This is a genomic window from Campylobacter lari subsp. lari (genome assembly GCF_013372185.1).
Lineage (GTDB): Bacteria > Campylobacterota > Campylobacteria > Campylobacterales > Campylobacteraceae > Campylobacter_D > Campylobacter_D lari.
Genome location: NZ_CP053830.1, coordinates 582,766 through 603,913, shown reverse-complemented (window position 1 = coordinate 603,913; position 21,148 = coordinate 582,766). Strand labels below are relative to the sequence as shown.

Below are 21,148 nucleotides of genomic sequence, written 5' to 3'. Positions count from 1 at the left end.
TTTACTCCCCTGTATAAAAATCGCTATCTTTTATTCTTCTTTGGCAAAATAACAACAAATCATCCATTGCTTCAAGCCATTTTTTAGTATCCAAATAAGCTATAAAATCTAAGTTTGTAATACTTTTTTCATAATCATCATAACTCTTTGCTCTGATAAATTTTTTATATGTATCACAAGTGTGCATTTTCAAGCTCCTTTCCATCGTTACTAATATAATCATTGATAATTTCATTGCAAAGCTTTAAATACATCACATTTTCGCCTTTGCTCATCAAAAAACATACATAATTAATAACAGCGTAGCAAAGGCTTTCATCTATCATTAAATGTTCTTGTTCATCTTCAAAATTTGGCTCATCAGGGACTATCAAAAATGCATTGTTTCTAGTGTTTCTTAAGACCACTTGGTCATCTTCTCTTATGGTTTTAGTGAGTACGCTAGGCTCACATTTGCCACAAATATAATAAAAAGCCTCCATAATATAGGCTTTTATAAATTTATCATCAACACTAGTTCTTTCTTTGGACATTTTCTTTAAGATAATATCCCTAACTAATACACTTTTCATTTTTTAAGCTTTAAAGCTCCACCTTCTACACTACTAAGCCCAACACCTATAGCAAATGCATCAGCATTTCTTACTTCTAATGTGCTTTGAGTGTAAAATCTTTTTGCTTTTGCTGTTGCATCAGTAGGTACATCTTCAATAAAAGTAGGAATGTAAAGCCCGTGTTTCATAAACTCAAAATCACCTGCTATTAAAACATCACCTAATCCATATTTAGGGCTTAATAGTCTATGTAAGTGAAAATTGATTGTTCCAAAATCTGTCTCAAGACTCATAACATTTCCAACTAGATTTTTCTCATTTCCAAAAATCCTAGTAGCGAGTTTATTAATAGCCGGTTTTAAACTAGCTCCTAAAAATACATCTTTAGGTGTGGCACCACTATCCCAAATGCTTTGTAAAATTTGACTTAATTTATCTTCAGTAAGCAAGCTAGGAGTTCCGCTCCAATCTTTTGCTTCATCAAATGCTAATACATTGCCTCTTTTTCCATCTCTAAAGTTTGTTTGTCCTTTTGCTATATAGTGAAACAACCCTGCCATTTCTCCACTTACGCCATTTTGCGCTTGAATATGCTCTTTAAACACTGACACTTTTGCATCATCATCACGACCTAATCCAAACAAAGCATATTCTATATCTCTTTTATGCTCTTTTGTCTTTTTACCAACTTGATATTCCATCTCATTACCGCCATATTGTTTAGCCTTCATTAAAGCTGTGGTAACTGAAACTTCTGTAATAAAAATTTGTGTTGCATTAGATGTTTTTTGAGTTGTGTTTTTTGTTTCGCCATTAAATTTACTTAATTCCAAATTAGCATTTTTCTTTGGATCTGCTAATGTGTCTGTAAGCCAAGAATGTAACAGTGGGCTTGTAACACTTGATGTGCCTATTTTGTTTAAAAGTGGTGTCTCGCTTGCACCTATTTGTATAATCTTTTCATATACACTAGGTTTTAATTTAACATTTTGTGTTGCTGGTGGGGTAAAGTCCATAGATGACAAAGCCATTTTAAAATCTCCTTTGATATTTTTTGGAGATTTTGACAAAAATGGCTATTTCAAAACTAGTATATTTTGAAATAAATTAAAAAACTTTTACCTTCTTAATAAGTTACCCCACTTTTCTTCATATTCATCATAATGTTTATAATAATCAAGCCTAGAATTAAACTTTTCTTCTATACTTTTATAAATACAAAAACCATTTGCTTTGTCTAGTTTATAGTTTTTTCTTGAAATGCTTTCAGCAAATAACATATACTCCCATTTTTTAAAACAAACTATTTCATAATCTTTTGCTAGAAATTTCCTAAGCTCTAATAATTCTTCATCGCTAAGTTTTCTTTTAAAGCTTAACTCGTTTTTATGTTCTAAATCATACTTTAAAGCTTTAATCTCATTTTCATATTTTAGCTTTTGCTGTTTAAGTTGAGATTTGTAACCTAAGCTTTGTCTAAAAGCTAGTTTTTGCATTTGCTCTTGTTCTAAGTTTTTTAAGCATTTTTCCATTTCATTAAAAGCTTTGATAAACTCAACTTTGAATTTATAGGCTTTTTCGCCTGTAAAACCCATAACAAGTAAAGAAAAACCATCACGAGTTAGGTTGTAGCAAGGTCTTAACTCGCCTTTTTTATCTTTATATTCAACCGCCTTAAAATTAAGGGCGTTAAACTCATCTTGTGGTAATTCATTAATTTTTGCTATAATATTATCGTGGCGTTTATTAAAAACCGCCGCCACACTTAAAGAGGTAGTCGTTACTTGGTCGTTGGCTACCTCCAACTCTACACCTACGCCATTAATTACAGCTAATTTTTCCATTTTTTCCCTTTGTTTTGATTTAAAACAAATAAATCATTTGTTTTATGAGTAAATTATAACATTATTTAGTTATATTGTCAATAATTTTATAAATATTTTAGTTGTTTTTTTGTAAAATAATAAATATTTTATTTGTAAAGGTGTTAAAATGAATTATGATGAATTTGAGAATAAATTAAAATCAATCAGTTTAAGCAAAAAAGATTTTTCTGAAATGGTTAAAATGAGCTATACCGGCGTAACCAATTGGAGACAAACAAATTCTATACCCGGCTGGGTAAATAGTTGGCTTATTAATTATGAAAAAGCAAAAGTTTTAGATGAAATTTCAAAATCTATAAAACCTTTTATAAAATAGGTATAGAATATAAATAGGAATGTTTTTTGCTTTATTCTTAAACACAATAAAATATTAATTATTTTGTGATATTATATAATAAGTGTGTAAAAAAAGGAATAACAAAATGACAAAAACACAAGCTTTTGTAGATGGTTTTATAGGCAGACCTATAAAAAATGAATGCTTTAATCTATGGGATTTAAATGCTATTATAAGAGAAAAACAAGCAAAGTTATATAAAGAAAATATTGAATTTAGAGAGAAACAAATTGAAAAAATCGCAAAAACAAAAAACACCTAATACTATTAAACAAGAAAATCAAAATAAAGAAATTCCACCTCAAACTTTCAATACTCAGTTTAATTTTCTTATGGAAAATGAGCTCAATGCTATAGCAAAACTTCCTTCAGATTTAGCAGATAGAACTATGACAATGCTAGAAAAATCTTTAGAATATAAAAAAGATAACGACAATAAAATATTAGATTTAGAAAATAAAAACTTAGAGATTAGAAGAAAAGATATAAAATCTTATCATCTTTGGAATGGCTTTGGAATGGTATCTTTTCTGCTTATAACTATTGCTAGTATAAGTGTTGGATTGTATCTTATACTTAATGGACATAATGATGGTGCTTATTTTTCTTTTATACTCGGAGTGTTGACACTTTTGCCTAAAGTATTTGACTCTATAAAAAGCAAACCTAAAAATTAATTTACATTTAAAAAACAAGACAAATCAAAGCTAACTTAATTTTGTTTTTAGCTTTGTTTGTTAGAATTTTAATTAAGAGTTTAAGGGCAGAATCTCGCCCTTTATAAAAGCAAGAGAGTTGCTACCTTCTTGCTTTTTCTCTTAAATCTTTTCAAAAACAGCAACAATTCCAACATCTTTTAATTTTAAAATATTATATGGATTTATGATATAATTAATAATCGCCATTGGCACTACTCACGCTTAAAGTGTCAGTATTAAGCCTAGCTTCAGTGCGTATCGGCTGAGCTAGGGGCGATAATATTAATAAAAATTATATGCAGTTATAATCCACTTTTTATCTTTACCTTTATAATCAAGTGCTACCATAACTCTACTATTCTTAGTATCAATAAAAGCTCTATTATTACCCTTTTTTACATTTCCATTATTTATAATATTTTCTATTTCTTTTATAAAATTTAAAGCTTTATTTTTTGCTTCTATTTTATTTAGCCCTTGCTTAATAAAATCTTCTTCTCTTCGATTAACAATATGACTTAATCCAAAGTTACCATCTCCCCAAACCAAATCAATATCCCCTAAGTCTTTTCTATGAAAGGCACCTGCTACTTGTCCTTGTTTTTCAATGAGTAATTTTTGCAAAGCACCCTTTCCATCATGGTAATACTCTGCGTAATTTTTTCCAAATTCTTTTAAAGGCTTGATGTTTAATTCATTTTCTATTTTAGAACGCATTAGATCAGGTATATCAGCTTTTTTGCCCTTATGTGTCTTTTTTTTAGCATTGAGTATAAATTCTCTAGTGACAACATCTAAATTACCCATAACATCAAGATTATAGTCTTTATTCTCTTTTAAAAAATTATCAAATCTTTTCCATTTATCCTCATCGCTCTCTTTTTGATTTTTAATTTTTTCATCAAGTTTTTCTTTAACTCTTTTCTTGTTTTTCCTATCCTCCTTTAATTTCTCAATTAAGTTTTCTTTAGGCTTATCTTGGGTAGAATTTCCATTAGAGAACGACACTTGTTTTGTCTCTGAAGATGCCCTAGATGTCGGTAAGGCTCTCGCATTATTATAATACACTACTTTAGCATTTTTCATTTTATTTCTTATATTATTTTGCTTTTTAGGCGAATTGCTAATTATAGTTAAATGCGTTTCATAATCTTTACCTATGCTTGTAAAATAAGTTTGGTTATCTATGTTTTTAATAAATACAAAATCATCCTTATCTCTTAAGACTACTTGTGGATTTTCTAAAGTATCTTTTATATGTGGTATATATTTAATTCTATCTCTTTCAACTAGTTTTAACAAACTCCCCTTAGTAAGCTTTATTTCTCTATCTTTTAAAGCCATTTTTACTTCATTTGGCATATTAGGGATATAATCATCATCAATACTTTTAAGATTAAAAGTTTTCATCCATTCGCTTCTGGCATTTTTATCTATAATATATTCTTTACCATTTTTGCCTATAAATTTTAAAGAACTATCCTTAGGATTAGGCTTATCCATATAAAAATTATCGCCTTTGATAAGCCCTTCTTTTATTAGTGCATCTTTTAATATTTTATTTTGCTCTTTATCTACTTTAATATAATTATCCAAAGCATCTTTAAAGATTTTACTTTGTTCTGGATTTGATATTTTTATGTTTTTGAGATTTTTTATAATCTGCTTGTTGGTTTTAGCAAGTTTTAATGCATCTAATATTTGATTTCTTAACGCTTGCTCTTTAGCACTTTTCATAAAAGGAGCTAAAGCATGTATTCTAGCAAAAACACCGCTTATTAATATTCTATCAAAAACACCACTTATTGTTGTAGCCATTGCAGAATTTGTTTTTTTGCCACTACTAGCTAAAGCCGTCATTATTAAGTCTTTATTGTTTTGATAAATTTTTGCATAAACATTTACTACTTCTTTTGCATATTTTAAGTCTTTACTTACAAATTCTACATTATCCATATCTTTTGCTAGGCTCTTAAAATCATATCCTATATCTTCAATTCTATGTTTTGCTAGTAATGCATTAAAAACATGTTTTTCATTTGCTTTTCGCTCTGCTTCATTCATACCTTCAAAAGCTCTTTTTAAATCCTTATCTTCATTGATATTTCTAGCACCATTAGCTATTCTTTGTGCGAGCGCTTCGGGCGTTTCTTGGTCTTTTATTTTTCCTAGATAACTATTATTAAAATTTTCTTTTAACGCATAGTTTTTATTAGCATCTTCTAAAATCTTCCTTGCTAGTTCTTTATCACTTGCATTTTTTATCATAGTTTCATCTAAAGTATCTTTTACTAGTCTATAAGCTTCTTTAGTATTATATGTCTTGTTTCCTGTGGCTAATTGCTTATTTATAGCACTTCTTAAGTTAAATATTTGCTCAGCACTTAAGTCTTTATCAATAGCATCTTCTAGAAAGCTACTAATATTTGTTTTTATATCTTGCTCTAAAAAATTGTTGTTTTTAAACTCTTCAATCTTTGCTAAATCTTCTTTGCTTAACCTTATTGAGCCGTTGTTAAGCTCATCTATACTTTTTATAGCTTGAGCATATTCATTATTAATTCTTTTTTTATAAGAGCTATTATCTTTTTGCCAAGCCTTAACATCAAACTCCCCACTTAAACCAGTTTTATTCTTAAACATCTCATCTTGTTCTTTAACTATGTTTAAAAAAGAAATGCTAGCATCTTTATCAGCTTTTAAAACATCATCTAAAAAACTACCTATTTCAGGATACGCTTGTGCTGCTTTTAGTAGTATTTCTCTTCTTTGTGTAGTGGGGTAACCCGACAAAGCATTAGAAATATTTTTTAAAATAGCACTTGTTCTTTTAGCACTATCTTGTATAAATTGCGGATTGTTTTTGTTAAGTCCTTGCTCAACAAGGTTTTTTAATATTTCTATTGTAGGTTTTCCATTTTCTAAGTATATTGGGTTTTCTTTTAATATTAATTCATCAATTTGGGCTTTATTTTCCACATTTTTTGTAAGATTGTTAAAAATTGTTTCAGCATTTTGCAAGCCACCATCACTAAACTTGCCAACTATGGGAATATCTTTTTGACTGATTTTATCAATAACTCTATTTCCCTTAACAGCTATCCCATCTATCATATCTTTGCCGACAGCTGACCCTGTTTTTGCCATAGCGTATGTATTTTTTAAAGTTCTTGCACCTTTAGCTACTCCGGCGAAAGCTGCATCTCCAACTAAAGAAAGTCCAGCATTTTCCCCCATAAGCATAAGAGCTTCTTTTAAATTTGCTTCCTGATTTGTATCTTTTGTGTTCCCATAATAATCATATCCAGCTCCTAAAGATGCACCTAATGCACCCCCAGCGACCATACCAACTCCACCACCTAACATACCACCGCCAATTGCACCTGCTGTTCCTAGTGCTACACTAGCACCATTATCTCTAATCCCACGATATAAGTCACCTATTAGGCTTCCTTGAACCTTAGCATAATTACCTTTTACATCTTTAACCCAATATGAACCATCGCTATCTTGTAAAAGTTTTCCTCTTCCGGATTTTTGAAGCTCATCTCCTAAATCTCTCATAAACTGATTGCTTTTTCTCGCCACTTCGTTATCATCAGCAAAAATAGGTTTAGAAGCATTAAATTGAGATTGTTTATCTAAAATATAATCACTTAAATCATCAGCATTCATTTCCTGATTATTTTCATAATCATACAAATCTCGCTTGTATTGACTAATATGGCCGAGTGGATTTGTTAGATTTTGGTCTTGTATGTTATATATTGAGATATTATTTCTATTTTGTGTAATTGCTTTATCTATGTCATTTCTTAACTCATCTAAATAATCATTCTTATCTTTATTATCCTGCTGCAAAAAAGCTAAAATATCACTTTCTCTTGGTTTTTCTTTTAAAAATTCTCTTATGCTCATTTTACTAACCCCTCTTTTCTTAGTTCTTCCAAGCTTACTTGTTTTCTTTTTCCTACGCTGTTGATTAAAATAACATTTCCATTGGAATCAGGTTCAGAAATTTGTGCCTCAAAGCCTCCTAAATTCACATCATAAAATTTTTGATTATTAGCAAACGCTAATAAGTTATGAGAATTTTGCTGAGCCTCTTTTGTTTTTTGATTTTCTACTGTAATTGCTTTTTCGCTAGGTTTGTCATACTTTCCATCTTTAATATAATAATCACTAAGCTTTTTTGCTAAACCCTCTCTAAAACCTTTTAAACTTTTTTGTCTTTGCTCTTCATAAAGATGATTAATGTAAGGATTTTTTAAATTAGAAATCTTTGCCATTTGCTCATCATAGTAAGCATTAATCTTAGCCTCATTAACAGCTATATAATCTCTTGTTATTCTTTCAAATTCTTTAGCATTTATGGTTTGTGGCTTCCAAGCTGAAGGCTCTTTATAAATTTCATCATGCCTTGTTCTGTTATAAGTTGTATCTCTTCTAACTTTTTCATTATAAATACCATCACTCATAAATTTAAATAAGCTATCTTGAGCATCATTTATATTATCTGCTCCAAAAAGTCCTTTTATATTTTGCCAAGTTCCGCCCAAAAGCCCTTGCCCATCATAATAAGAACTGCCACCGGCTTTTTTTATGGTATTAAATCTTTCTTCTATTGCTCTCATCTCCGGATTTGACTTTGTATAACTTGGTAAATTAAGCATTGCTTGTTCTGCTAAAAGTTGGTTTTGTTTTTGTTCTTTTGCTTGTTCTAAGTCTATTTTTTCTTTTTTAAAAAGCAAATCTTGCAAAGCTAAATTATTCTTTATTCTATCTTGCTCCATAGCATACTCAAAAGCTCTTTCCTTTTGCAATAAATTATTATTTAAAAAAGCATTATTAATCTCATTTTGCTCTTGTCGAGCTTTTAATTCTTCATCTTGCTGCGCCAAAAGTCTTCTTTTGTTTTCTTCTTCTCTATATTGTTTCATACTGTCGTATAAAACTCCGCCTACTTTTCCTGCATTTTGGATTACACCAAGACTTGGATTAAATACTACTTGTTGTGGGTTATAATGTGCCATTTTTTTACCTTTATTTAATATCTAAAATAAAGGATTTAAGAAAGGTTTGTGTATAATTATAAAGGGTGTGGTGCCAAGGGTCGCCACCCTTAGCACTAATTTACCACCTAGAAAGGCGGTGGAAATAAGATGCTACAAATCTTAATAGTTATTATACTACTTTGCACTATTGTTGTCAACGCAAACTAGCAATAATAGGCAAAGCCCTTCCTTATAAAAAGGAGGGGTTAAGATTTACCCTTTAAAAACACAAACTCTTAAATCCATAAACTTTAACTAGCCCAAACTTCTTTTAAGTTATTTTCTCTATTTTGTCTTCTTCTAAGCTCCTCTTGTGCTAAGTATTTGTTAAAATTGTAAGCATCTTTTTGAAGCTCAAAATTCTTTTTTGCCATTTTCTGCTCTTCATATCCGCCCCAAAGTCCTCCGGCAAGCCCACCAAGGTCTATAAGCCTATCAAAATTAGTTCTTGCTCCATTTTTTGCTATTTCTTTATTCCCCCATTTACTAAAATTATCAAAACCTTTACTTAGAAAATCAGTAAATGAAAAACCACCAGCCTTTGGAGCCTGAGCTTTAACTAAGTTTTTTGAAAAATCAAAACCATTATTCATCAATGCTGCGTAATTCATTAAATACCCCTCTTTATGCTAAAGATAATAATTCTTTTCCTAAATCAATATTAGAAATATCATCACCTTTTTTTATTTTTGAGTTAAAATCACTCTCACCACCTGCGTAATTTGATCTAGGTAAGCTCTCATCTGCCTTTTTACCAGTATCTTTTTTATAAACCATAGCCAAAAGTGTTCTCCAGCTTTGTAAATCTCCACTTGCTAATCCACCAAGTTTGTTTGCTAATTCTCCCATAGTTTTCAAATCAGCATTTGGATACTCTTTTCTAATTGTTCTTTCAATCTCCATGTATTTAGCACGCAAGCTTTCTTCCTCATCTTTTTGCTTAGCTTTTGCTTCTAATTCATCTAGCTTTTTGAGCCTTTCATCAATTCCATCAAGCCCTAATTGCTTTAAATACTCTTTCCTTTCTTCTTCTTCTTTACTTGGCTTATTTTTATTATTAAGTAGTGCTAAGCTTTCTTTTAAGGTTTTAATTTCATTTGCTTGCTCTTTTAAAAGTTTAGATAAATCTTGATTATTTTGTTCATCTTGTTCTACTTGCTCTACTTCTTGTCCTTCCTCTTTGTTTTGAATGGTTTCTTCATTGTCATTAAGTGAGTTTAAAAGTTCATTTAAAGCATCATTTTCATTCATTTGTTCATTCATCATCTTCTTCCTTTAGTAAATTTATTATCGTGTCTAAAAAAGCCATTTGCTCTAAAGCTTTTAGCCTATACTCTGCTGTTTGTTGTTGGTTTTTTGCCATTGCAAAACATTCTTGGTATTTTTTATCTATAAAATCAACTAGCCTCTTACCTCCTTTTGTTTGTTGTATATCAAAATTTAAATCCAATAAAATCTTCATTGCATACCCTTGTTGAAAGCAAATAAAGAATTGACATTTTTTATCCCCAAAATAGGCAAAAGTTCTTTAACTAACTCTTCATTAGCTTTAACAATTCCATATGCACTTTGCATATCACCTATACTCATATACATTTGATAAAGTTGTGAAAATACTTGCATACTTGCTTGAAGTCCTGCCCTTCTAACTTCTTTATTCATAGCTCCAGTACCTGTTTGTATATTAAATCTAAAACTAGGTATATCCTCTCTTGTAAACCCATTAAAAAATTCATCATTTCCATACTTAAATACTAGTTTTGCAAATCTATCAAACAAAGGCTCTACAAAAGTCTCATTATATGATCTAATATAATCAGCACTTCTTCGACCACCTTCTTGTGCTTTTATGCTAATTTCAGTAGCAGTTTCATTTTGTGCAGTTTGCGCGCCGTTATTTTGTGGGCTAACACCCGTAACCTCTGTGATTTCACTCTCTAAGAGTTCTAAATTAACTCCCGAGCTACTTATATTCGGTGTTGGTAAAAAACCAACACTTGAAGGCTCTGTAAGATATATTGGCTTACCAACAGTCTCTAAGTCTTCTCTTGAAACTCCGGCAGATTTTTGAAGTATTATTTTTGGGTTTAATGCACTTCTCATTGCATCTATTAAAAGATTTCTTGTAATATTTATTTCCTTTTGTAAAGACAATGCGCTTGACATAACAGGCTCGCCATAAGCACACACATATTCTTCATTGTCTATTGTTTTTAATTGTGGAAGCATTGACCCCCAAACAAAAGGCTGTCCATCTTCTAAAACCACATCATCGCGTAGCAATTCCTCTTCTAAAAGTGTTGAAACAACCCATTTATCATCATCTTTTTTCACATAAATATCATATAACTTAACCTTTTTAAACTCTTCATTTTTGTCAAAATGCACATCTATATTTGTCTTTTGATAAAATCCTAATTTTTGCCTTTGCTTAATTTGTGCGTGTGAAAGATAAATCTCATTTACGATAAAACTAATATCATCATTATTTAAAGCATTTGGATCAAAATAAACCTCATCTATACCAACTCTTTCAATACGAGGCATACCCTTGTGCCAAGTTACTTTTGCTATAGATGTTCCTGTTGTTAAAACATCTAAAAATAAAGGTTGAAAGAGCTTAAATAAATTAATTTCTCCTGTATAAAAATCTAAAGCTCTTTGCCACATAGCTATAATTTGCTCATCTGAATTAATATAACTTTCAATATCTGCCATTCTCTCACTGTTAAAATACACATCATTTAAAGCAGTTATTAAATATTTAATTTTTGCATTAATCTTTGGTATAAAGATGCAAGATTTGTTTCTTTTTTCATAAATTTCTTTTTTTTCATTTTTTAATAAATATGCATCTTGCAAGGCAGAAAAATAAGGCTTGTATTTTTCATAAGCATTTTTACTTTCACTTATAAGTTTTACTAAATATGTAATTTTTTCTTCTTTATTTCTCATTATTAATTCTCCATATGGTAACTTTACTAAGCTTTGTTAGCTTAGCAATATCATCATCACTCACACCTTTTTCTTTTAAAATTTTCACCATTTCTCTTTTGTATTGCTTTTTAGAAATATTTCTAAAACCCCCAAAAAGATCTAATATCCACTTAGCCAAAATTATTTTTATAACATCATCTTCTTTCTTAGCTAACTCTTTAATCTTAAGCGGATCTATATTCTCATATACCATTAAAAACTCACCAGCCATCATAACTCCAATCTTCACTAGTATTGTTTTTTGGGTGCAATTTTTCAAAGAAAGTTAAAGCTAAAGCATCACTAGTATCAGGGCTTTTTCCGTAATCTTTTTTTATCTGTTCTTTTGCCTTTATCTTTAAAAGCCCCTTGTCAGAATACTCATATTCAATCATGCGTAAATCTTTTTTTAGCTCATCATCTTTGATAATTTGCATATGTTTTATGTTTTTAGCCAAAGTAAAATACATTTGCGCTCTTTTGTTTAAGTATTCATTGCTAGTTGCAGAATTTGCAGAATTGGCATCAAATACAGGCAAGCCATAATCACTCAATATATCATATACACCAACTCCAAGCCCACAAGTATCTATAAAAATACCTCGTGGCTTTTCCTTGTCTTTATTAAATTCTGCTAAAACAACATTTGCTAAAGCACTAATACTAAGCCCACTATATTTTTTAATCTCATCTACAACAAAACCTTTTCTTTTGACCAAAACACTCTTATCATCTCCATATCTTGCTACATCAAGTCCCCATATATTGTCTCCTTGCATTTTTTGCATATCAAAACTAATAACATTCATACTTTTTTCAATATCACTTAAAGCAAAAAGTTCTGCACTAGAGTTATCTATAAAGTCTCCATAAATTTCTTGTTTAACTACTTCGCTATCTTCTCCGCCTACTTCTTCGATTAGCTCTTTGATTTGATCTTTACTCAAAAAAGGATTATCATAACTTGAGAACTGAAAATGTTTCCAATTTTCATCACTTAATTCTTTTTTACAAAGCTCATAAAAAAGATTTTTTCCTTTAGGAACTCCACCTATAATCGCTCTTGATTTAGGATTATCAAGCAACATAGGGCGTATGGCGTTATACCAAAGATACTCCCCTTTAGAGCCTTTTAAGATAATTCCTGCTTCGTTTAAAATTACCAAATCATAGCCAAAGCCTTCTATATTTTCAGGTCTTTCAGCACTTCTCATATGAAGCACAGCATTATTTAAAATGAGTTTTTTATCTTGAACGCTCCAAGAATAAAATTCTTTTGGGAGTTTTTTTAGCTCAGGCATAAAGTAAAGCTCGAAATAATTTTGTAAGTTGCTTTGAACCGTGTCAACCCAAAGAACATTTAACCCCATTAAAAGATTTTCTATTACATATTTTGCACTTCCTCTTGTAAAACCCAATCTTCTCCCTTTTGCTACAGTTATGAAGCGTGGATTTTTATCATCAAAAACTTTAAGTTGTGCCGGAGTGTAAGAAAAATCAAGTTTTAATTGCATTTAACTTCACTTCTTATGATTTCTATTTTTTGAACACTATCACTAACCACTTCTTGTTTATCTACATAGCCATGGTTATTTTTAAGTAAAAACATACTCACACTAGGAGTATAAGTTCCTATTAAAGAATGCTCTATTATAGAGCTAGCACATCTTTGTTTAGCCATTTGAACCAATTCTCCAAAATCTGCATCTTTTTCCCAAACACTAAGAGTTTTTGTCGTAATACCCAAAAACACCGCTAGACTTTCGATAGTTTTTGGAGCATAAACAAGCTCGTTTTTTGTTTCTTTGATTACTTTTTTAATATTAAAAAACTCTTCTATTTTTTGTTCTAATTCTTCTTTTGTTAAAACTCGACCGCCCATTTATAAAACCTCTTTAAACTCATATTCTTTAATATCAATTTCCAAAAAAGCCTTTTTAAAAGCAACAATTTCATATTTCCCTTTTAACACGTTCTTATCATTTTCAAACAGCGCATCCAATACGGCTTTTACGATATTATCTGCATCGCCATGCTTTTTATTATTAAAGCCTATTTTTAAAGAAAACTCGTATTGCTTTTTAGAGTCAAAAGCTTGATTAGGGCTTATTCCATTTTGCTTTCTAAACTCAATTTGCAAGAGTTTTTTAAAATCTAAATACTTAAGATAATCCTTGCAAACAAACTTAGCCCTTTGAGTTGTTCTTTTATAAGGTACAGGGTTATTTTTAAGCTCTAATTTTAAAGAATAATTCATCGCTTCACCTTTTCTTTATTTTTGCTTAAATAATTAAAATTGGTGTTGGTTTTTTCTTTTAGTTTTTGAGAAAACTTTTCCAAATTTTGCAAGTGCAATATTTTTTCTTCTTCTTTTGTTTTTTGATGGCAAAGTTCTGTTTTTAATTCTATCTTTTGAATGTCCAAGCTCAAATCTTTACCAACTCTATGCTGGTTTTTAAACATGAAGTCTATAAGTGCCTCTTTAAAATACCCATCTTCTACCAAAGACCCATCGTGATATGTTAATTCTTTAAAGCCATTTATACATATTAAACAATCATTTGAGCTATTTTCAAGTTTTACTTTATTTTTGAAACTATCATAAGCAAAATATTCATATGTGAAATCATTTTTATATAATCTAAAAAAAGCTCTTGACTTGTAATTTCTAAAAAGCCATTTTAAAAAACTTTCTTTATTCTCAAATCGTTCTTTAAACTCAAGTTGTGCTATCTTGCAAACAATTCTAAGTTTTTCATAAGTAGAACCGATGATTTTTTCACTCATACATGTCTCAAAATAATAATCTAAAAAAACATGTATATCTTTGACATCTTTTAAATATCTACCAACTATATCCACCGCTTGAGCTTCATTAAGCTCTAACAAATTCATTAAAATTTTAACTTTTTCTTTCATTTCACCCTCAACTAATACTTACTACATCAATACATTTTTGTTCTTGACTATCTTCAAATCCATAATAATCCATCAAAGAGCTCACCACACAAGCTTCAGCCTCTTTTTTTCTAACTTTAAAAGCATTTTTTCTTAATGCATTTTCCTTTGCATATTTGAGCCAAGTATGTAAGCTACCAGCAACAGAAGCCATTTTTTTGTTGCCTCTCTTCCACTGCCTAACATCCCAATACTCTATAAAATCTTCAGCCAAACTCTCATCAAAGCAAGTATTGTGCTTTTGATTAAAGGTATTAATCTGCTCCATTAGATCATCTACACTAGGTTTTTTAAATTTACCCATGCTAAACTCCTGTGTTTTTAAAGCTCCAAAATCAACAACAAAAAAAGTTCGCGTAGCGTTATTATTTTTATTTGTATTCTCTTTATTTTCTAAATTTTCTAAATTTATAAATTTATTATTATTTATATTTATATTATTTTCTTTATACGCGTGCGTGCGTGTTTCTATATATAGGGAATTTTCATTTTTTTCTTTTTCAATAGTCATTTTTGTGTCGATTGATAAAGTGTTATTTTCAGCGACTTTGCTTAGGTTTTTATCTTCTAGTTTAAGCTTATACTCAGTTTTATTAAAATGCTTAATAATGTTTTTATTTTCATCAAATAAAATCCATTCAAAAAAGTTTAAAGAACCTTTTCTTACTTTATCTATTTGCAATAAATCAAAATCTATTAATTCTCTCTTTGCTACCCTAAGTCTTTGCAAGCTTATTCTTGTATCTTTTTTGATTAAAATAAGTTCTCTTAAGTAAATTTCACTTACTAAAGTTTTTTCACTCATTCTCTTAAGCTGTAAATAAAGTGCCAAAGCATCCATACTTAAGCCACCATAAAAAATCGTATTAGCTACTTTTGCAAAACCTCTTCTAGCTCTAAGTGGCTTTTTAGCTCCTAAAGCCACCTCTAAACTAGCTTTAAAATGCGGTATACTCATCATTTTTCCTTAATTTATTTCTCATTTTTAATATGATAAAATCAAACACAAAAAGGCCTAAAATAGATCTACTTAACTCTTTAGTGCAGATACTAGGTGAAAAACAAGCCATTTTTATATATGGGCTTATCATAGGTTTTTTACTTGGGCGTTTTTTTACAAAAGCGCAAAACAAAACGCAAATAACCACATTCCAAAGCACATGCAACGCTATTTTAAGAGTTAAAATACCCATCACTTTGGTATATAAAGATGGAATAGAACAAGCTCCAAAATGCGATTTTTTAAGAAAAGATGGCATTTGTGCGAAAACAAAAGTCACTTGCCTTTACCTCCGAACTTTTGATGTAAAAAATGAGACAAAGAATAAATAAAAACTCCGATTAAAAATCCTATGCTAAGACCTGAAAGCAAGTAGTTAATCACACTCATAAAACATCCTTAATTTTGTTAAAATTCTTTTGCCAAGCTAAGAAATACTTTATAAAGGATCTAATCATGACAAAAAATGAAATTGTTTTAGAATTAACTAAAAAACTATTAGAGTATCTCCCTCTTGATGTTACACAAGATGATGGATATACCAATAAACAACCACAAGATTTGGCAAAAGAATTATCAAACATATACAACACCATTTTTGAAACCATAAAATATGACAATTAAATGCTACCAGCAACCACAATCGGTTTAATTTCAATGCTATTTTCATAAAAAGCATTCAGCATTTTTAAAATCTTAGCTTGGTCGCCTAAGTTATGCTTTCTCATGATTAAAAGTATTTCTTTTAAATCCATAGAAATATCTTCAATTCTTTTGTTTTGCTCTTTCACTCACACTCCTTTTTTGGTTTTCTTCCTCTTTTTGGTATATTTGTAAGATTAGAACGCACATCTACCCAAAACTCATGCGGAATTCCATATAGCCTTTTAAACTCTATTTGTTTTTTAAAAGAAGGGCGTGTTTTATTAGTTCTAATTTTTTTAATACTTACCAATGAATAATGTTGTTTCATTAAATTAGTAAATTTCATAAAATCAATTTTTTTCATAGTTAAAGTATAGAATAAATATTCTTATATGAAAATTAAAAAGAATAGATATAAGGAACGATAATTGCATAGATAAAAGTGTATAATTTTTATACCAAAAAAAGGAGATAGTTTGGCAAGAAAAGATAAAACCATAGATTATTTGTTTAATAAAGATAAATTTCAATTTTATTTAAGAAATAGAGAAAAAAAAATAACATATCAAAACTTAATAGAAATTTTATATAAACACGGCATAGAATATACAGAGCCTGGAATAAAAAAGTGGTTTGTGAAAAATGGTAGAACAGAGCCACCTATGGGAGTAATTAAAGTGATCTGTGATGAACTTAACATACCATTTGATGAAATCATCACACAAGATATATTTAAAAACTACAATCAAATCGAACTTAAATACTATCCTGATATTTCTGCTTCAGCTGGATATGGAGTTTTAGCACAAGATATAAATTATACTAGTATTTGTGTTGATGGAAGTTTTCTAAAAGAGATTTTAGACATTCCTATAAAAAAAAGCTACGATATTATAAAAATAAATGGCGATAGCATGGAGCCACTTTTAACACATGGAGATTTTGTTGTTATTGATAGAAGCAAAAATACTCTTGGTACTATATCGAGTGCTGATATAGTTATTTTTAGACAAGGCGAAGATCTATATTGCAAAAAAATTAAAAAAGAAGCTTTTTGCGATTTTATTTATTTAGTATCTGAAAACAAAGACTATAAAGAAGTTAAAATTAGCGATTTTGCACAGTGTGAAATTATAGGGGTGGTTGTATCAAAAATGACAGTTGAAACCTTTAAAAATTTTATTGAGTTTGTAAGATGATAAATGTTAAAGAACTATTATGCATTAAAAAATATCCAAAAATACAACAAACTTATATATTGCCAAGTCTTGAAAATTCTAAATCTTTAAAAATAGAATTACAATGCAATGATGATAAATATCATAAAGAGAATTTTATACTTGATATTTCAAGATCTAGCGTACAATTCCAAAGAAAAACAAACCAATACCGCTACAATGCAATTAATGTAATAGCAAGAATTGATTTTTATTCTTCTCATACAAATCCAGAATTTAATCCAAATAAAATTCCAAGCGATAAAAGATTATCAGAACTTATGGAAAAATATAGCGAATTTAGATTTAGAAACGAAAATCATATCCATATTTTTATGGAAAATTATGCAGATAAATGGGCTTTCCCTTTAAATGAATTTAATATCAAACCAAATGAAGATTTTTTAAATCAAAGTTATGATTTTTGTCAATTTTGTAATATAATAAATATAAAATTTGCAAAAGGTGATTTATTTTGTTAAATATAGAAAATCTTATGAATTCTTATTTTTCTTATGTTAAAAACAGCTTTGATGTATCCAAAATAGAAAATAGCATATATGAAGTTACAACACCATTTTTAGATAAAAGCAATGATAATATTTTATTTTATATAGAAAAAAAAGATGATTTGATAGAGTTAAGCGATGGTGGAGAAACCTTAAGAAATTTATCATTAAGCGGTTTTGATTTTAATTCTCAAAAAAGATTAAAAGAATTAGAAATAATTCTTAATGGCTTCAATATTCAAAAAAACAATGATATTTTATTTACTCGCGCAAATGAAAGTGATTTTGCAAAAAAACAACATAATCTCATACAAGCACTTATAAGTGTTAATGATATGTTTGTGTTAGCTCAAGGCAAAATACAAAGCTTCTTTTTTGATGATGTAAAAAATTTTTTTGAAGAAAATTTTATTAGATATACAGAAAATATTAGTTTGGACGGAAAAAGTCATTTAAATCATAAATTTGATTTTTTAATTACAAAATCTTCGCAGCAAAAAGAAAGACTTATAAAAATAATTAATAATCCAAAGAATGATAATTTAAAGGCAACATTATTCTCTTTTATGGATTTACCTCAAGAAAGAAAAGCTAATGCTGATAATATTATTATTTTTAACAATAAGGAAGGTAGAAATATGGACGCTTTAGTCAATGCTTCAAAAGAGCATAATGTAAAAGCATTTCTTTGGAGCAAAAGAAAAGAATATATAGATTATTTAGTGGCTTAAATATTAATATTAAGAATAGTATTTATAAAAAAGGTAATAATTTTAAAGAATGTTATAAAGTTCCAAATTATGAAGTCGATAATTTAAGTATAAAAAGATATAAGTTCAATTGTGATGTTTTAACTAGCAATAATCATCAGTCTTAAACGATTTTTTAGTTTAAACTATAATATAAGATAATATAAGATAATATAAGATAATATAAGATAATATAAGATAATATAAGATAATATAAGATAATATAAGATAATATAAGATAATATATTTTATATCTTAAAATAAGGTAAAAACTATGAAAGCATTAGATGTTGCAAAATACTTTTTATTCTTAGCAAGAAGTAAAGAAGCTGGTGACACGCTATCAAATTTAAAAATACAAAAAATGCTTTATTATGCACAAGGGTATATGCTTGCCATATTTGAAAAACCACTCTTTGATGATAGAATAGAAGCGTGGCCGCATGGACCAGTGGTTAAAGCAGTGTATGAGCAATTTAAAAAATATGGATCAAATTCTATCTCTTTTGATGAACTTGAAGATTTTGATACAGATTGTATTGCTGACAATAAAGATGCCCATGAACTTTTAGTTCTTATTTTTGACAAATACGGTTCTATGGGGGCTTGGGAGCTTAGAGAAAAAACCCACGAAGAATATCCTTGGAAAAGTTCTTATGTTGCAAGTCTTGGAAATGAAATTACACAAGATACAATAGCTACTTTTTTTAAGGAAGAAAATAAAAAAGAAGCATTAAGACTAAAAGAATTACAAAAAAATGATATGGAAATTAATGAATTATGGCCTTAATTAATTTTAGATATTTCTTAATTCTTCTTTCTAATATGACTGATATAGATATAGAAATTTTACTTGAACACAAAAACGAATTACTTAAATACTTATCTCATCTAGGAGATAGTAGTGTTTTTGAAAAAGATAAGTGTTTTAAAGCTTTAAATAATATAGAGCAAGACTACTTTATTTGTATTGGTTTAACAGACAATGAAAAACAAAAAGATTTCTGTAAAAGTGTTTTTATTATCTTAAGAGATCATTGGAAAAAATTTAATTCTACTTTCTATTAACACCAAACTATTCTCTCAATACCCCATCAACCTTTTATATCCATCACAGCCAAGTTGATAACCGCCATCACAAGCTAAGCCATAGTATTTTTTTGCTTGTTTAATGATTATCCACGAATATTATTCTATCTTTCCAAACCTTTTCTCATATTCTGCTAATTTTTCTTTTAAAATATTCGTTTTGTTTTTATTGCGTTTTTCAATTTCATTTTTAATCTTTCCAATTCTCTAAAAATGTTTTTAAGGATTTTTTTGGTTTTTCATCTTCCACCTCAACATTTATAATTTCTTCTTCTTGATATGACTTAGGATTGTATTTTCTAAATACAAAAAATGGATTTTTTTCATTTGCAAAAATATACTGAAAAATCCACAATGCTAGAAATATAGGAATTCCAAAAAAAGCTCCAATAATTGTCAAATCAGCAACTAAACAAGCTATGTGCAAAACTTTTAAAAGTCTTGTTAAAAAATTATTTTTTATAGGGTAATTTACAACAAACCCTTTAAATATTAATCTTGCGAGTAAAGTTAACACAATCACATATGCATAAATACCTAATATTGTGGAAATAACATAAGTATATATATCAGCATTATCATAATTATTAGCAACTAAAACTCTTAAAGAAACCATCAAAAGCATTTTTAAAATAATAGATAATACAAACACAGGAATAATAGAATTAAAAACAAAATTTTTACATTTATCCTTGCCATAATAAATTCTTTTAGCTATATAAAATAAGCCGAAACATAAAAAATAAACAATTATATAAGGGATAATAGTATATAGCCAAGGCTCTGAATATTTAATATTCGTAACATAATAATCTACTAAAGAAAATAATATTATTGCCAAAAAACTTTTTATCAGTAATCTCATCAAAACCCTTTTTTTGCCTTTATTTTATACTCAAAATTATATCATAAACATATTTTTAAAAAGTATAAAATATATATTCTTTTTAATTTAATTTTAAGTATATTTATTATATTCTTTCTTCATCGAAACAAATGAAACCTAAGAAACAAAAAAGGATTTAAAATGTTAGATAGTTGCTACCTTGATTTAGAAAAAAGAGAAAGAGAAGCTGATACTCTAGCTAAAGAGCTTATGCATGATGAGAGTATGAGTAGCAAAAATCTTTTTTATCTTAAAGATTTGATAGAAGATTTTATAACAGATCTTGAGTGCAAAATGGAAGATTGGGAGTTTTCAACTTCTTTAGAAACTTACAAAGAAAATGTTGAGTTTGAGATTTGGGATTTAATATCCAAAGTAAAGCAAACGCAAAAAACTTTAAATGCTATTAAAGTTTAACAAAGTCTTTTATTAAAAAGACTTGATTAAGCTTTTGACTGCTTGGAAATTAAGCTTTGCTATCGCGTTGATAGTTCTTATAGCAGAAGGGTTAGCAAGTTATCCAAAAACTTGGCTTAGTATAAATGTTTATAGTGCTATTTTATGTTTTCTTGCACTTTAAAAATGACAGA

Annotated in this window: 30 protein-coding genes; 10 read left to right on the top strand and 20 right to left on the bottom strand. The window is 28.7% G+C overall.

The annotated features are described in order from the left end of the window. Position 1: 1 nt before the first annotated feature. From CLLT_RS03245 to CLLT_RS03230, 4 genes are all read right to left on the bottom strand, one after another. Positions 2–187, bottom strand: a complete 186-nt coding sequence (locus CLLT_RS03245; protein WP_087685567.1) for a hypothetical protein — start codon at positions 185–187, stop codon at positions 2–4. After that, on the bottom strand, positions 174–572 hold the full coding sequence (locus CLLT_RS03240) for a hypothetical protein (RefSeq protein WP_039625773.1): 399 nt from the start codon (positions 570–572) through the stop codon (positions 174–176). Before CLLT_RS03240 ends, CLLT_RS03245 begins: the two co-directional genes overlap by 14 nt. Beyond that, positions 569–1,585, bottom strand: a complete 1,017-nt coding sequence (locus CLLT_RS03235) for an SU10 major capsid protein (RefSeq protein ID WP_074693018.1) — start codon at positions 1,583–1,585, stop codon at positions 569–571. The genes CLLT_RS03240 and CLLT_RS03235 overlap by 4 nt, the downstream gene beginning before the upstream one ends. An 87-nt stretch (positions 1,586–1,672) precedes the next feature. Continuing rightward, positions 1,673–2,398 (bottom strand): Rha family transcriptional regulator, encoded by a 726-nt coding sequence (locus CLLT_RS03230; protein WP_074693020.1) that lies wholly within the window; start codon positions 2,396–2,398, stop codon positions 1,673–1,675. 148 nt (positions 2,399–2,546) lie between these two features. Here CLLT_RS03230 and CLLT_RS03225 point away from each other — a divergent pair, with 148 nt between their 5' ends. The 3 genes from CLLT_RS03225 to CLLT_RS03215 all read left to right on the top strand — a co-directional run bounded on the left by CLLT_RS03225 (position 2,547) and on the right by CLLT_RS03215 (position 3,454). Continuing rightward, positions 2,547–2,756, top strand: a complete 210-nt coding sequence (locus tag CLLT_RS03225; RefSeq protein ID WP_002846748.1) for a hypothetical protein — start codon at positions 2,547–2,549, stop codon at positions 2,754–2,756. 106 nt (positions 2,757–2,862) lie between these two features. After that, positions 2,863–3,039 carry a hypothetical protein gene (locus CLLT_RS03220; RefSeq protein WP_012661574.1) on the top strand — a complete coding sequence of 59 codons (177 nt, stop codon included), beginning with the start codon at positions 2,863–2,865 and terminating at the stop codon, positions 3,037–3,039. After that, positions 3,008–3,454, top strand: a complete 447-nt coding sequence (locus tag CLLT_RS03215) for a hypothetical protein (RefSeq protein WP_074693021.1) — start codon at positions 3,008–3,010, stop codon at positions 3,452–3,454. Before CLLT_RS03220 ends, CLLT_RS03215 begins: the two co-directional genes overlap by 32 nt. 303 nt (positions 3,455–3,757) lie before the next feature. Here CLLT_RS03215 and CLLT_RS03210 read toward each other — a convergent pair whose 3' ends face one another. The 13 genes from CLLT_RS03210 to CLLT_RS03150 form a co-directional block, all read right to left on the bottom strand. Continuing rightward, positions 3,758–7,393: a putative barnase/colicin E5 family endoribonuclease gene (locus CLLT_RS03210; protein WP_074693022.1), complete on the bottom strand. Its 3,636-nt coding sequence runs from the start codon at positions 7,391–7,393 to the stop codon at positions 3,758–3,760. Beyond that, on the bottom strand, positions 7,390–8,508 hold the full coding sequence (locus tag CLLT_RS03205) for a hypothetical protein (protein WP_074693023.1): 1,119 nt from the start codon (positions 8,506–8,508) through the stop codon (positions 7,390–7,392). Before CLLT_RS03205 ends, CLLT_RS03210 begins: the two co-directional genes overlap by 4 nt. Before the next feature lie 272 nt (positions 8,509–8,780). Further along, positions 8,781–9,140: a hypothetical protein gene (locus CLLT_RS03200; RefSeq protein WP_074693024.1), complete on the bottom strand. Its 360-nt coding sequence runs from the start codon at positions 9,138–9,140 to the stop codon at positions 8,781–8,783. A 13-nt stretch (positions 9,141–9,153) separates the two neighbouring features. Continuing rightward, entirely contained in the window at positions 9,154–9,795 is a 642-nt protein-coding gene (locus tag CLLT_RS03195) for a hypothetical protein (protein WP_234944989.1), read from the bottom strand. Further along, complete coding sequence (locus CLLT_RS03190; RefSeq protein WP_047208152.1) at positions 9,785–9,991, bottom strand: hypothetical protein; 207 nt, start codon at positions 9,989–9,991, stop codon at positions 9,785–9,787. Before CLLT_RS03190 ends, CLLT_RS03195 begins: the two co-directional genes overlap by 11 nt. Beyond that, complete coding sequence (locus tag CLLT_RS03185; protein WP_047208151.1) at positions 9,988–11,484, bottom strand: portal protein; 1,497 nt, start codon at positions 11,482–11,484, stop codon at positions 9,988–9,990. Before CLLT_RS03185 ends, CLLT_RS03190 begins: the two co-directional genes overlap by 4 nt. Further along, positions 11,474–11,737, bottom strand: coding sequence for a hypothetical protein (locus CLLT_RS03180; protein WP_039625751.1), 264 nt, complete (start codon positions 11,735–11,737; stop codon positions 11,474–11,476). The genes CLLT_RS03185 and CLLT_RS03180 overlap by 11 nt, the downstream gene beginning before the upstream one ends. After that, on the bottom strand, positions 11,727–13,019 hold the full coding sequence (locus CLLT_RS03175; protein WP_074693026.1) for a terminase large subunit domain-containing protein: 1,293 nt from the start codon (positions 13,017–13,019) through the stop codon (positions 11,727–11,729). Before CLLT_RS03175 ends, CLLT_RS03180 begins: the two co-directional genes overlap by 11 nt. Then, the gene (locus tag CLLT_RS03170; RefSeq protein ID WP_074693027.1) at positions 13,010–13,387 is read right to left on the bottom strand and encodes a terminase small subunit; all 378 of its coding nucleotides are present in this window, start codon (positions 13,385–13,387) and stop codon (positions 13,010–13,012) included. The genes CLLT_RS03175 and CLLT_RS03170 overlap by 10 nt, the downstream gene beginning before the upstream one ends. Then, positions 13,388–13,762: a RusA family crossover junction endodeoxyribonuclease gene (locus tag CLLT_RS03165; protein WP_074693029.1), complete on the bottom strand. Its 375-nt coding sequence runs from the start codon at positions 13,760–13,762 to the stop codon at positions 13,388–13,390. Further along, positions 13,759–14,424 carry a hypothetical protein gene (locus tag CLLT_RS03160; RefSeq protein WP_074693030.1) on the bottom strand — a complete coding sequence of 222 codons (666 nt, stop codon included), beginning with the start codon at positions 14,422–14,424 and terminating at the stop codon, positions 13,759–13,761. Before CLLT_RS03160 ends, CLLT_RS03165 begins: the two co-directional genes overlap by 4 nt. A 7-nt stretch (positions 14,425–14,431) precedes the next feature. Next, complete coding sequence (locus tag CLLT_RS03155) at positions 14,432–15,421, bottom strand: hypothetical protein (protein WP_074693032.1); 990 nt, start codon at positions 15,419–15,421, stop codon at positions 14,432–14,434. After that, positions 15,402–15,743 carry a hypothetical protein gene (locus tag CLLT_RS03150; RefSeq protein WP_074693034.1) on the bottom strand — a complete coding sequence of 114 codons (342 nt, stop codon included), beginning with the start codon at positions 15,741–15,743 and terminating at the stop codon, positions 15,402–15,404. Before CLLT_RS03150 ends, CLLT_RS03155 begins: the two co-directional genes overlap by 20 nt. 176 nt (positions 15,744–15,919) lie before the next feature. On the opposite strand from CLLT_RS03150, the gene CLLT_RS03145 reads away from it, so the two are divergent. Then, complete coding sequence (locus tag CLLT_RS03145) at positions 15,920–16,087, top strand: hypothetical protein (protein WP_159427739.1); 168 nt, start codon at positions 15,920–15,922, stop codon at positions 16,085–16,087. Here CLLT_RS03145 and CLLT_RS03140 read toward each other — a convergent pair. Both CLLT_RS03140 and CLLT_RS03135 read right to left on the bottom strand, forming a co-directional pair. After that, positions 16,084–16,254: a hypothetical protein gene (locus CLLT_RS03140; protein ID WP_159427740.1), complete on the bottom strand. Its 171-nt coding sequence runs from the start codon at positions 16,252–16,254 to the stop codon at positions 16,084–16,086. The two genes, CLLT_RS03145 and CLLT_RS03140, sit on opposite strands and share 4 nt — an antisense overlap. Further along, entirely contained in the window at positions 16,251–16,472 is a 222-nt protein-coding gene (locus CLLT_RS03135; RefSeq protein WP_039625743.1) for a hypothetical protein, read from the bottom strand. The genes CLLT_RS03140 and CLLT_RS03135 overlap by 4 nt, the downstream gene beginning before the upstream one ends. 112 nt (positions 16,473–16,584) lie before the next feature. Between CLLT_RS03135 and CLLT_RS03130 the strand changes: the two genes are divergently transcribed. From CLLT_RS03130 to CLLT_RS03110, 5 genes are all read left to right on the top strand, one after another. Continuing rightward, positions 16,585–17,307, top strand: a complete 723-nt coding sequence (locus CLLT_RS03130) for a S24 family peptidase (protein WP_081352050.1) — start codon at positions 16,585–16,587, stop codon at positions 17,305–17,307. After that, positions 17,304–17,807: a DUF6978 family protein gene (locus tag CLLT_RS03125; RefSeq protein WP_074693035.1), complete on the top strand. Its 504-nt coding sequence runs from the start codon at positions 17,304–17,306 to the stop codon at positions 17,805–17,807. The genes CLLT_RS03130 and CLLT_RS03125 overlap by 4 nt, the downstream gene beginning before the upstream one ends. Continuing rightward, entirely contained in the window at positions 17,801–18,565 is a 765-nt protein-coding gene (locus tag CLLT_RS03120) for a DUF1829 domain-containing protein (protein ID WP_074693037.1), read from the top strand. The genes CLLT_RS03125 and CLLT_RS03120 overlap by 7 nt, the downstream gene beginning before the upstream one ends. A 292-nt stretch (positions 18,566–18,857) precedes the next feature. Beyond that, entirely contained in the window at positions 18,858–19,373 is a 516-nt protein-coding gene (locus CLLT_RS03115; protein ID WP_074692797.1) for a Panacea domain-containing protein, read from the top strand. Next, positions 19,364–19,651, top strand: a complete 288-nt coding sequence (locus tag CLLT_RS03110) for a hypothetical protein (RefSeq protein ID WP_039625734.1) — start codon at positions 19,364–19,366, stop codon at positions 19,649–19,651. Before CLLT_RS03115 ends, CLLT_RS03110 begins: the two co-directional genes overlap by 10 nt. 211 nt (positions 19,652–19,862) lie before the next feature. Here the strand turns inward: CLLT_RS03110 and CLLT_RS07910 are convergent, their stop codons facing one another. After that, positions 19,863–20,537, bottom strand: a complete 675-nt coding sequence (locus tag CLLT_RS07910; protein ID WP_234944985.1) for a hypothetical protein — start codon at positions 20,535–20,537, stop codon at positions 19,863–19,865. A gap of 162 nt (positions 20,538–20,699) precedes the next feature. Between CLLT_RS07910 and CLLT_RS03100 the strand changes: the two genes are divergently transcribed. Then, a complete protein-coding gene (locus tag CLLT_RS03100) occupies positions 20,700–20,975 on the top strand; it encodes a hypothetical protein (RefSeq protein WP_074692795.1) in 276 nt (91 codons plus the stop codon). The last annotated feature ends 173 nt before the right edge of the window (positions 20,976–21,148 follow it).

What these genes read in the sequence shown, in the direction of transcription:
- CLLT_RS03245 (WP_087685567.1), bottom strand. Translation starts at nt 187, where the DNA reads ATGCACACTTGTGATACATATAAAAAATTTATCAGAGCAAAGAGTTAT.
- CLLT_RS03240 (WP_039625773.1), bottom strand. Translation starts at nt 572, where the DNA reads ATGAAAAGTGTATTAGTTAGGGATATTATCTTAAAGAAAATGTCCAAA.
- CLLT_RS03235 (WP_074693018.1), bottom strand. Translation starts at nt 1,585, where the DNA reads ATGGCTTTGTCATCTATGGACTTTACCCCACCAGCAACACAAAATGTT.
- CLLT_RS03230 (WP_074693020.1), bottom strand. Translation starts at nt 2,398, where the DNA reads ATGGAAAAATTAGCTGTAATTAATGGCGTAGGTGTAGAGTTGGAGGTA.
- CLLT_RS03225 (WP_002846748.1), top strand. Translation starts at nt 2,547, where the DNA reads ATGAATTATGATGAATTTGAGAATAAATTAAAATCAATCAGTTTAAGC.
- CLLT_RS03220 (WP_012661574.1), top strand. Translation starts at nt 2,863, where the DNA reads ATGACAAAAACACAAGCTTTTGTAGATGGTTTTATAGGCAGACCTATA.
- CLLT_RS03210 (WP_074693022.1), bottom strand. Translation starts at nt 7,393, where the DNA reads ATGAGCATAAGAGAATTTTTAAAAGAAAAACCAAGAGAAAGTGATATT.
- CLLT_RS03205 (WP_074693023.1), bottom strand. Translation starts at nt 8,508, where the DNA reads ATGGCACATTATAACCCACAACAAGTAGTATTTAATCCAAGTCTTGGT.
- CLLT_RS03200 (WP_074693024.1), bottom strand. Translation starts at nt 9,140, where the DNA reads ATGAATTACGCAGCATTGATGAATAATGGTTTTGATTTTTCAAAAAAC.
- CLLT_RS03195 (WP_234944989.1), bottom strand. Translation starts at nt 9,795, where the DNA reads ATGATGAATGAACAAATGAATGAAAATGATGCTTTAAATGAACTTTTA.
- CLLT_RS03190 (WP_047208152.1), bottom strand. Translation starts at nt 9,991, where the DNA reads ATGAAGATTTTATTGGATTTAAATTTTGATATACAACAAACAAAAGGA.
- CLLT_RS03185 (WP_047208151.1), bottom strand. Translation starts at nt 11,484, where the DNA reads ATGAGAAATAAAGAAGAAAAAATTACATATTTAGTAAAACTTATAAGT.
- CLLT_RS03180 (WP_039625751.1), bottom strand. Translation starts at nt 11,737, where the DNA reads ATGGCTGGTGAGTTTTTAATGGTATATGAGAATATAGATCCGCTTAAG.
- CLLT_RS03175 (WP_074693026.1), bottom strand. Translation starts at nt 13,019, where the DNA reads ATGCAATTAAAACTTGATTTTTCTTACACTCCGGCACAACTTAAAGTT.
- CLLT_RS03170 (WP_074693027.1), bottom strand. Translation starts at nt 13,387, where the DNA reads ATGGGCGGTCGAGTTTTAACAAAAGAAGAATTAGAACAAAAAATAGAA.
- CLLT_RS03165 (WP_074693029.1), bottom strand. Translation starts at nt 13,762, where the DNA reads ATGAATTATTCTTTAAAATTAGAGCTTAAAAATAACCCTGTACCTTAT.
- CLLT_RS03160 (WP_074693030.1), bottom strand. Translation starts at nt 14,424, where the DNA reads ATGAAAGAAAAAGTTAAAATTTTAATGAATTTGTTAGAGCTTAATGAA.
- CLLT_RS03155 (WP_074693032.1), bottom strand. Translation starts at nt 15,421, where the DNA reads ATGAGTATACCGCATTTTAAAGCTAGTTTAGAGGTGGCTTTAGGAGCT.
- CLLT_RS03145 (WP_159427739.1), top strand. Translation starts at nt 15,920, where the DNA reads ATGACAAAAAATGAAATTGTTTTAGAATTAACTAAAAAACTATTAGAG.
- CLLT_RS03135 (WP_039625743.1), bottom strand. Translation starts at nt 16,472, where the DNA reads ATGAAAAAAATTGATTTTATGAAATTTACTAATTTAATGAAACAACAT.
- CLLT_RS03125 (WP_074693035.1), top strand. Translation starts at nt 17,304, where the DNA reads ATGATAAATGTTAAAGAACTATTATGCATTAAAAAATATCCAAAAATA.
- CLLT_RS03115 (WP_074692797.1), top strand. Translation starts at nt 18,858, where the DNA reads ATGAAAGCATTAGATGTTGCAAAATACTTTTTATTCTTAGCAAGAAGT.
- CLLT_RS03110 (WP_039625734.1), top strand. Translation starts at nt 19,364, where the DNA reads ATGGCCTTAATTAATTTTAGATATTTCTTAATTCTTCTTTCTAATATG.
- CLLT_RS07910 (WP_234944985.1), bottom strand. Translation starts at nt 20,537, where the DNA reads ATGAGATTACTGATAAAAAGTTTTTTGGCAATAATATTATTTTCTTTA.
- CLLT_RS03100 (WP_074692795.1), top strand. Translation starts at nt 20,700, where the DNA reads ATGTTAGATAGTTGCTACCTTGATTTAGAAAAAAGAGAAAGAGAAGCT.